The following is an 8352-nucleotide window of genomic DNA, read 5'->3' on the forward strand; positions in this document are numbered from 1 at the left end:
GCCTTTACACCAGATGGAAATGGAAAAAATGATACCTGGAAAATTCCATTTCTTGATCCTGCTTATAATGCAACTGTAAATGTATTTAACCGTTTTGGACAGTTGGTATATCATGTTGTGGGTTCAACCGTTTCATGGGATGGAAATTTCAAAGGAATGCAACAGCCCACCGGTTCTTATATTTACCAGGTTAGTTTTAAAATGAATAATTTTAAAATAAAAGGAACGGTTACATTACTTAGGTAACCAAGTTTAATGAAGAAACATTTTTCTGCGTATATCCCTGTCCAGTCTGTCATACAGCATGTATTTATCGTAATAATCCAGTCCAGACTACAGCCTGTTCTGCTGGATATTTTGAGCGTTTACATAGAAAAAAAGCAGGTAAATAACAGCACAAAACTGAATGTTTTTTTATAAAAAGATGGCTTGCATGATAAAAATGAATGAATAACTGAACGATCATAAAACCCCGTTGTGCTAAATAAAAACATGACTGCTTTCCTTTTTTCAGTTGCCATAAAGTTATCATAATGAAATATATTGCAGCCACTAATTAAATGAATAAAATTATAACAGTAGCAATTATGCCCACACAAAAAATGACAAACAAAAAACGGGTTCATCAACAGGTATCCGAATGTTCAGTTAATTTATCAAGGTACAAGAGTGCGACGCAACGGAAGCTTACCAGTAGTACGATCGCCTGGTCAATATTCTTTTTACTGCTTGCCACAACAAGCCGGTTATTTGCGCAAAACATAGTTACCATACCTGTTGAAACAGCGAAAAATGCCATGGTTTTACAAACGGATAAAGATGGCCGGCTGGGCATTATTTATTTTGGCAGCCGCCTTGCAAATAATAAGGAATATGCAGCCATACCAAACCAGTATAATTTAAAAAGTGATAATTTACCGACGTACAATTCAGCTTACACGCCAGCAGGCACCTGGAACGTGATTGAGCCTGCGGTACAGATAACACATGCAGATGGCAACATGTCGCTCGACTTAAAATATGTTGGCAGTGATACGAAAAAGATAGATGCAAATGTGAGCCTGACCAGCATTTTGCTAAAAGATCCTTTATATGCAACTGAAATAACACTCCTCTATAAAACGTATTTTAAAGAGAATGTGGTAGAACAATGGAGTGTAATTAAGAACGTAGAAAAGAAACCCATTCGCATGCAAAAATACGCGTCGGCCAATTTGTATTTAATGGGCAATGATTTTTACCTTACACATTACAACGGTACCTGGGGCAACGAAATGAAACCGGAAGAAGATCATTTGTCGCATGGCATTAAATCCATTGATTCCAAGTTGGGCACCAGGGCTAATTTACTGGAACCCTCTGCATTCATGGTATCATTTGGTAAACCTGCTACGGAAGATGAAGGCAAGGTTTTGCTGGGGCAACTGGCCTGGTCGGGTAATTTTAAAATAGATTTTGAAGTAGACAATTATAATAACCTTCGCCTCATTGCAGGCATTAATCCGTATGCGTCTGAATACCAATTGGCGGCTGCGCAGGAGTTTACTACGCCGGCATTTATTTATACATTTTCATCAAATGGTAAAGGCGAAGCCAGCCGCAACCTGCACCATTGGGCAACAAAATACAGGTTGTTGGATGGGGAAGGTTCCAGGCTTACTTTACTAAATAACTGGGAGGCAACTTATTTTGATTTTGATGAAAATAAACTGGTGGATTTATTTAAAGGAGCCAAAAAATTAGGGGTAGATATGTTTTTGCTGGACGACGGATGGTTTGGCAACAAATATCCAAGAGATGCTGACACAGCGGGTTTAGGCGATTGGCAGGAGAATGTAAAGAAGCTGCCACATGGTATTGGCTACCTGGTAAAAGAAGCAACTGCCGCAGGAATTAAATTTGGGATATGGGTAGAACCTGAAATGGTGAACCCTAAAAGTGAGCTGTATGAAAAGCATAAAGACTGGGTGATACGCCAACCCAACCGGCCTGAAAAATATTACCGAAATCAGTTGGTGCTGGATCTTGTAAATCCCGCAGTGCAGAATTTTGTGTTCGGTATACTGGATACGTTGTTTACCAAAAATCCCACGCTGGCTTTTATAAAATGGGATTGTAACGCGGTAATTTACAACGCTTATTCTGCTTACCTGCAAAAGATGGGATTGCCACAATCGCAGTTATATGTTGATTATGTAAAGGGGCTGTATAAAGTACTGGAACGGTTGCGGGCAAAATATCCAACAGTGCCCATGATGTTGTGCAGTGGCGGAGGTGGCCGCGTAGATTATGGTGCTTTACAATATTTTACAGAGTATTGGCCCAGTGATAATACCGACCCGGTAGAACGCATTTTTATTCAATGGGAATACAGCTATTTTTATCCTGCCATTGCAAGCTGCAATCATATCACAAACTGGAGTAAGCTGCCATTAAAATTTAGAACAGATGTTGCCATGATGGGTAAATTGGGTTATGATATTGTAGTGGACAAACTGAGTGAAAAAGATCTGCAATTCAGCCAGCAGGCAGTAGCAACCTATCATTCCATCAGCGATTTGGTTTGGCACGGTGACTTGTACCGGTTAGTAAATCCAAATCAAAATCCGTTAGCGTCATTGATGTTTGCAAATGCGGAGAAAAGCCGGGCCGTTGTGTTTAACTATCTTACTAATACCCGGTTTATGCCGGGTGCAACACCTCAACCCATTCAATTAAAGGGGTTGGATGCAACAAAAAATTACACCGTGAAAGAAATTAATTTGTATCCCGGTACAGAATCTTCCCTGCAATCAACCACTGTTTACTCTGGTAATTTTTTAATGACGGTAGGTATTAATCCGGATGTGGATTTAGAAAGAGCCAGTGTGTTGCTGGAAGTAAATGAAGTGAAGTAGTTTTATAAATAGCATGCCCAGGTTATAAAAGATGACGACACATAAAATTGCCTACAAAAAAAACCTGCACCAGCATTGCATTGCCCTCATTCAACAGCGTATTGATGCAGCATTGCAGGCCATGCAAAATGCACAGGCGGCAGCCAACAGCGAAGAAAAAAGCAGTGCAGGCGATAAGTATGAAACCAGCCGGGCAATGAGCCACCTGGAAAAAGATATGCATGCCAGGCAACTGGCTGCCAACCAAAATGAGCTGGCAGCATTGGGTGTTGTTGATTGTAACACCTTGCATGCATCAGTTACAACCGGAAGTATTATTATATGTAACGAAGCCAGTTTTTTTGTAGCCGCAGGACTGGGTAAAATATCTTTTGAAGATGGTATTATTTATGTGTTATCACCCAATGCACCCGTTGCAAAATCACTGCTACACAAAGTTGCCGGTAACAGTTTAATCTTTAACAACAAAATAATTTTTATTAGGGAAGTATTTTAATGCAAAGAATAGCATACTAAATTTTACATTATCTGCGCAACATAAAATAGAAACGCAGTTGACGCTGAATAAAATGAAACGGATTTATTTTTCCAGTTTAAGAAAACTCATCAACGGATGTCAATCTGTATAAATTAACATCTTGGTCATTAGTTTAACTCAGTATTTTCCGTGTTTCTATCCTTCGTACAATTATTATGCAGCGGTTGGTGTAATGATAATTTTTGTTTGTTAAACTTATTACCATCCTATCTAAAAAATTAGTAAGCATGCATTCAATTGATTAGTAAATACTACTTTCGCAGAATAATAAAAACAAAAAATAATGAGCGACGTACAATTAACAACAGGCGAAATACATACCGCCAAAGGTGTTTTAAAATTTGAATTATACGATGACGATGCACCCATTGCAGCAGCAAATTTCAAAAAGCTGGTAAGTGAAGGATTCTATAACGGATTAACTTTTCACCGGGTGATACCAAACTTTATGATACAGGGCGGATGTCCGGATGGTACGGGTGCAGGCGGCCCTGGCTATACCATTAACTGCGAATTAAATGGTACCAAACAAATCCATGATCGGGGTGTTTTATCAATGGCTCATCGTGGCCGCAATACCGGTGGCTCTCAGTTTTTCATTTGCCATAACCGCAGTGGTGTACAACACCTGGATGGTGTTCACACCTGTTTTGGTAAAATAACCGAAGGTCTTGAAATCATTGATGAAATCCGTGGTGGTGATGTAATGGAGAAAGTGATGATAAACTGAAGTAAGTCATGAATGTATGAATGGTAAATTTAATTTACAAAGAGGAAGTTCAAGCATGGGCTTCCTCTTTTTAGCAGCGGATCAATAATTTATAACTTATAACGCCGTTTCCACTTTCAGCAGATTATTGATCATTCCGTTAAATATAAAATAATGAAAAGGTAGTACGGAGTACCAGTATAACCTTCCCCACACACCTCTTGGCCTGAAGGTAGCCGTTTGACGGAGGTATTGCTTATTGTCTTTTTTCATAATCTTAAATTCAAGCCAGGCTTCGCCGGGCACTTTCATTTCAGCAAATAATAACAATCTTTTGTTTTCTTTGTCGGCAATTAACACCCGCCAAAAATCCAGCGCATCCCCCGGATGAATTTGTAAAGGGTCGGTTCTTCCTCTCCGTAATCCCACACCGCCTACAAATTTGTCCATCATACCTCTTACCTTCCACAGCGCATTGGCATAGTACCAACCCCGCTCACCACCAATGCTCCAAATATTGGCCAATACACCATTTAATTCACCCTTTACTTCCCGCCATTTAATATCCTTAAAACAGCCAAAACGGGGCACCTCTACATAATTCATCATTGTTTGTGGAGCACCACTGCTACTAAATGCATCCTTCCAGCTACTAAGCACCATGTGTTGTTCAATTTTTTCAAATGCCATTTGAACTGCACTTTTATACGGCAGTAATTCAATACCCAGTTGCTGAGCTAAATCGTTTTCTCTGCATACCACATTTACTTTCATGCTGTTTACAAGGTTTACTGCCAGTGGATAAGAAGTAGAGGTAACAAAATATAACCAGTAAGACGATAACTTCGGTGTCATTACCGGAATGGTAAAAATTTTTCTTTTCAGGTTACGCACTTCAGCAAATTTAAGCAGCATATTTTTATAACTCAACACTTCCGGACCGCCAATATCAAAGTCGTTGTTATAAGTATTTTCTTTTAGCATTACGCCACTTAAAAACTGAATTACATTTCTTATAGCAATTGGCTGGCACAAAGTATTTAGCCACTTTGGTGTAATCATCACCGGTAATTTTTCTACAATATCCCGCATTATTTCAAAAGACGCGCTGCCTGAACCCACAATGATGCCGGCTCTTAAAACTGTTACATTTGTTGTACCGGCCCTCAAAATATTTTCAACCCGCAATCTTGATTCCAGGTGTTTGGATAAATTTGTTTCATTTACGATTCCGCTCAGGTAAATGATCTGCCGGCATTTTGTTGCCTGTATTTTGGTAAGAAAATTTGTTGCTACTGCTGCTTCTGGTGCAGCAAAATCGTCTTGGGTGTTCATAGAGTGAACGAGGTAAAAAGCTACGTCTATTTCAACGGGAAAAATTATGGTATCTATGTTATACAAAAAATCAATTTCTATAATGATGACTTTTTCATGCTGATGCTCGGTTTCAAATCTATTCCTGTTTCTTACGCAGCAGTATAACTGGTGGCCTTCTTCCAGCAATACTGGTATCAGCCGCTGGCCGATATATCCATTGGCTCCTGTTATAAGAATATTCATATTTTCTCAACAATTTTTATGGGATAAAGTTGATTGAGTATCGTATTTGGACTATTTAATAGTTGATGGCTTCTTCAATGCGAAGATAGGAGTTACATGGGTAAACAGTAGTACACGAAGGCGATGCAATGCTGACTCATATAGCTTCCTGGCCGGATAAATATGTTTTATTGTATTATTTTATTGCAATGGCCTGAGTGCAATAAAAAATCCCCTGGTAAGAGGGGATTTTTTAATCTTTAATTCAAACTATTATTCACCATCAAGCATAATCGGATAATCATATAACCCATCAGAACCTGGATAAAAACCACTGATAGTAATGCTTTTGGAAGAACCCAACGTTTTACTCAGGTCATCCATATTTTTAACTTCTTTATCGTTTACTTTTACAATAATAAAACCATCCCTCATTCTCGACTGGTCGCTTAACGCACCATCGGTTATTCTTTTAACAATTACACCACCGGGTACACCATACTCTTTTGCCTTCTTAGGATCAAGGTTTGCAAAGTCTGCTCCCAACTTTGACAAAATTGTATTTTCTGCTTTAACAATGGCAAAGTTACCCAGGTTATTTTTTAGGGTAGCGGTTGTATTAATGTCTTTTCCATCTCTTGAATACTGGATATTAATTTTATCACTTGGCTTATAACGTGTAACCAATTCCTGCAATTCAGAAGGAAGGGTTACTGGAGTACCATTTACACTTTTAATAATATCGCCTTTTTTTAATCCAGCTTCCACTGCTGCACTGTTTGTAGATACATCGGTAATTACCAGGCCATCTCCGGAATATTTAAGGCCTAATCTTGTTTTATCACTCTCAGAAATGTCATAAGTGTTATTAGTTGCAACTCCTAAAAATCCTCTTTGCACATTGCCATACTTAATGATATCGTCTACCACTTTTTTTACAATATTCACCGGGATAGCATAAGAATAACCTGAGTAATAGCCTGTAGGAGAAGCGATGGCAGAGTTAATGCCTATCAGCTCGCCGGTAGTGTTGATAAGCGCACCACCACTGTTGCCCTGGTTTACAGCAGCATCTGTTTGTATAAAAGATTCTACTGCAGAATTTGTTTTGGTGCCTTTGTTTAAGCCCAGGCTTCTTGATTTTGCACTAACAATTCCAGCAGTTACAGTAGTTTCTAAATTTAACGGATAACCCAATGCCAGCACCCATTGCCCAATCTTCACATCATCCGAGTTGCCGTATAAAAGGAACGGTAAACCTGTTGCATCAATTTTAATTACCGCAAGATCGAAGGCAGGGTCACGGCCAATAACTTTTGCAGTGTAAGATTTTTTGTTGCTAAGTGTTACCGTTAACTCGTCCGCATTTTCAACCACATGGTTGTTGGTAACAATAAAACCATCCTGGCTTATAATTACACCCGAGCCGGATGCTCTTTGTTCAGGAACATATCCACCATTTCTGTTGCCAAAAAATTGTTCAAGCATATTGTCATCAAACAGATCGCTGAACGGGTTTTTGTTTTGAGCTTTGGGTAAACTATTGCTCACTTGTTTGGCATTGGTTTTTGTTTTGATGTGCACCACTGTTGGTAACGCCGCTGCCGCAGGTTGGGTAAAATCAATGGCACCTGGTGGTGTTGTGTTGCCGTCTGTTAATTTGGTTAGTTTGTAATTAGACGGAATAACTCCTTTTTCCTGACCTCCAAAAGTATTGCCAGCTTTAATGTAGCTGCTGTATCCCCACATTGTACCGAATGCGGTAACAGCGCTGATTAGGATTGTAAAAAATACCTGTTTCATTTTCATTTGTATAAATTTTATTTTTTGCTTCGTTAAAAATTAATCTTCTTTTGGCATTAAAACTCAATTTTTATGCCTTATTATACAAAGTAACGATGCACTGACAAAATGTTATTTACTGGCAGGCACCTTTAACAATTAATTAGTAACACTTTCGTAGATGTACTATAAAGTTAGTAAAAATTGCATTGTATCAATACCATCTGCATAATCAAATAATCCGGGTGTTTGTACTTTTCCAAAAGGGATATCGAGACCCGCTATGCATTGTATTTCCTGGCTTTGTTTTAAAGCGGCAATAAGGGCAGCAGCGTTGTCATAATAACTATAATTTAACTGGCTGATGGGCGAAAAAAAAGCATCGCTTTCTATAAGTAAAGTGCTTTCATTGGTCATATAAAACCGGTTATTCATTATTTGTATGGTTAAATTATAATCGTAATTATTTCTGTATTTGTGATGATCCGCAAAATATTTGTACTGGTGAAAAGACTGCAGGAGGTGTACAAAATCGTACTCCTGCGGCACATAAATTTTTGTAACGTTTCTGCAACCCAGGCCAAAAAAAATATGGATATCATCTGATAATTTTTCAAGGCTTTCAATACTTTCATCTCCTCTTAAAATGGCCACCGATGTACGGTTTTTACGGATGATGCTGGGATATTTTGCAAAATAATAATCAAAATACCGGGCACTGTTATTGCTCCCGGTGGCAATGTAACCATCACAACCTTTTAGTATGGCAGCAAAAGAAATATAGTCTGCCACACCAGCATCCCAGGTACACATTTTACTCACAAGGTGTTTCAATAAAATATCATCTTTAGAAGATAGTTTAATGGTTTGTTTATGACCGCTGATAA

Annotated in this window: 7 protein-coding genes; 4 read left to right on the forward strand and 3 right to left on the reverse strand. The window is 38.6% G+C overall.

Annotated features, from left to right (window positions below; translation table 11 throughout):
- The 4 genes from H7254_RS04810 to H7254_RS04825 all read left to right on the forward strand — a co-directional run.
- On the forward strand, positions 1 to 246 hold a 246-nt coding region (locus H7254_RS04810; RefSeq protein ID WP_301931909.1), incomplete at its 5' end, for a T9SS type B sorting domain-containing protein.
- Between the two features lie 356 nt (positions 247 to 602).
- The gene (locus H7254_RS04815; protein ID WP_301931910.1) at positions 603 to 2897 is read left to right on the forward strand and encodes an alpha-galactosidase; all 2295 of its coding nucleotides are present in this window, start codon (positions 603 to 605) and stop codon (positions 2895 to 2897) included.
- 31 nt (positions 2898 to 2928) lie between these two features.
- Positions 2929 to 3393, forward strand: coding sequence for a hypothetical protein (locus tag H7254_RS04820; RefSeq protein WP_301931911.1), 465 nt, complete (start codon positions 2929 to 2931; stop codon positions 3391 to 3393).
- Between the two features lie 325 nt (positions 3394 to 3718).
- On the forward strand, positions 3719 to 4165 hold the full coding sequence (locus H7254_RS04825; protein WP_301922974.1) for a peptidylprolyl isomerase: 447 nt from the start codon (positions 3719 to 3721) through the stop codon (positions 4163 to 4165).
- 96 nt (positions 4166 to 4261) lie between these two features.
- Here H7254_RS04825 and H7254_RS04830 read toward each other — a convergent pair whose 3' ends face one another.
- The 3 genes from H7254_RS04830 to H7254_RS04840 all read right to left on the reverse strand — a co-directional run.
- The gene (locus H7254_RS04830) at positions 4262 to 5704 is read right to left on the reverse strand and encodes an SDR family oxidoreductase (RefSeq protein WP_301931912.1); all 1443 of its coding nucleotides are present in this window, start codon (positions 5702 to 5704) and stop codon (positions 4262 to 4264) included.
- A 252-nt stretch (positions 5705 to 5956) separates the two neighbouring features.
- The gene (locus tag H7254_RS04835; protein ID WP_301931913.1) at positions 5957 to 7486 is read right to left on the reverse strand and encodes a trypsin-like peptidase domain-containing protein; all 1530 of its coding nucleotides are present in this window, start codon (positions 7484 to 7486) and stop codon (positions 5957 to 5959) included.
- Between the two features lie 165 nt (positions 7487 to 7651).
- Positions 7652 to 8352 (reverse strand): acyl-CoA reductase (locus tag H7254_RS04840; RefSeq protein ID WP_301931914.1); only part of this gene is annotated, 701 nt, incomplete at its 5' end.

Origin of the sequence: Ferruginibacter sp., from assembly GCF_014377975.1 — a bacterium.
Classification (GTDB): domain Bacteria; phylum Bacteroidota; class Bacteroidia; order Chitinophagales; family Chitinophagaceae; genus Ferruginibacter.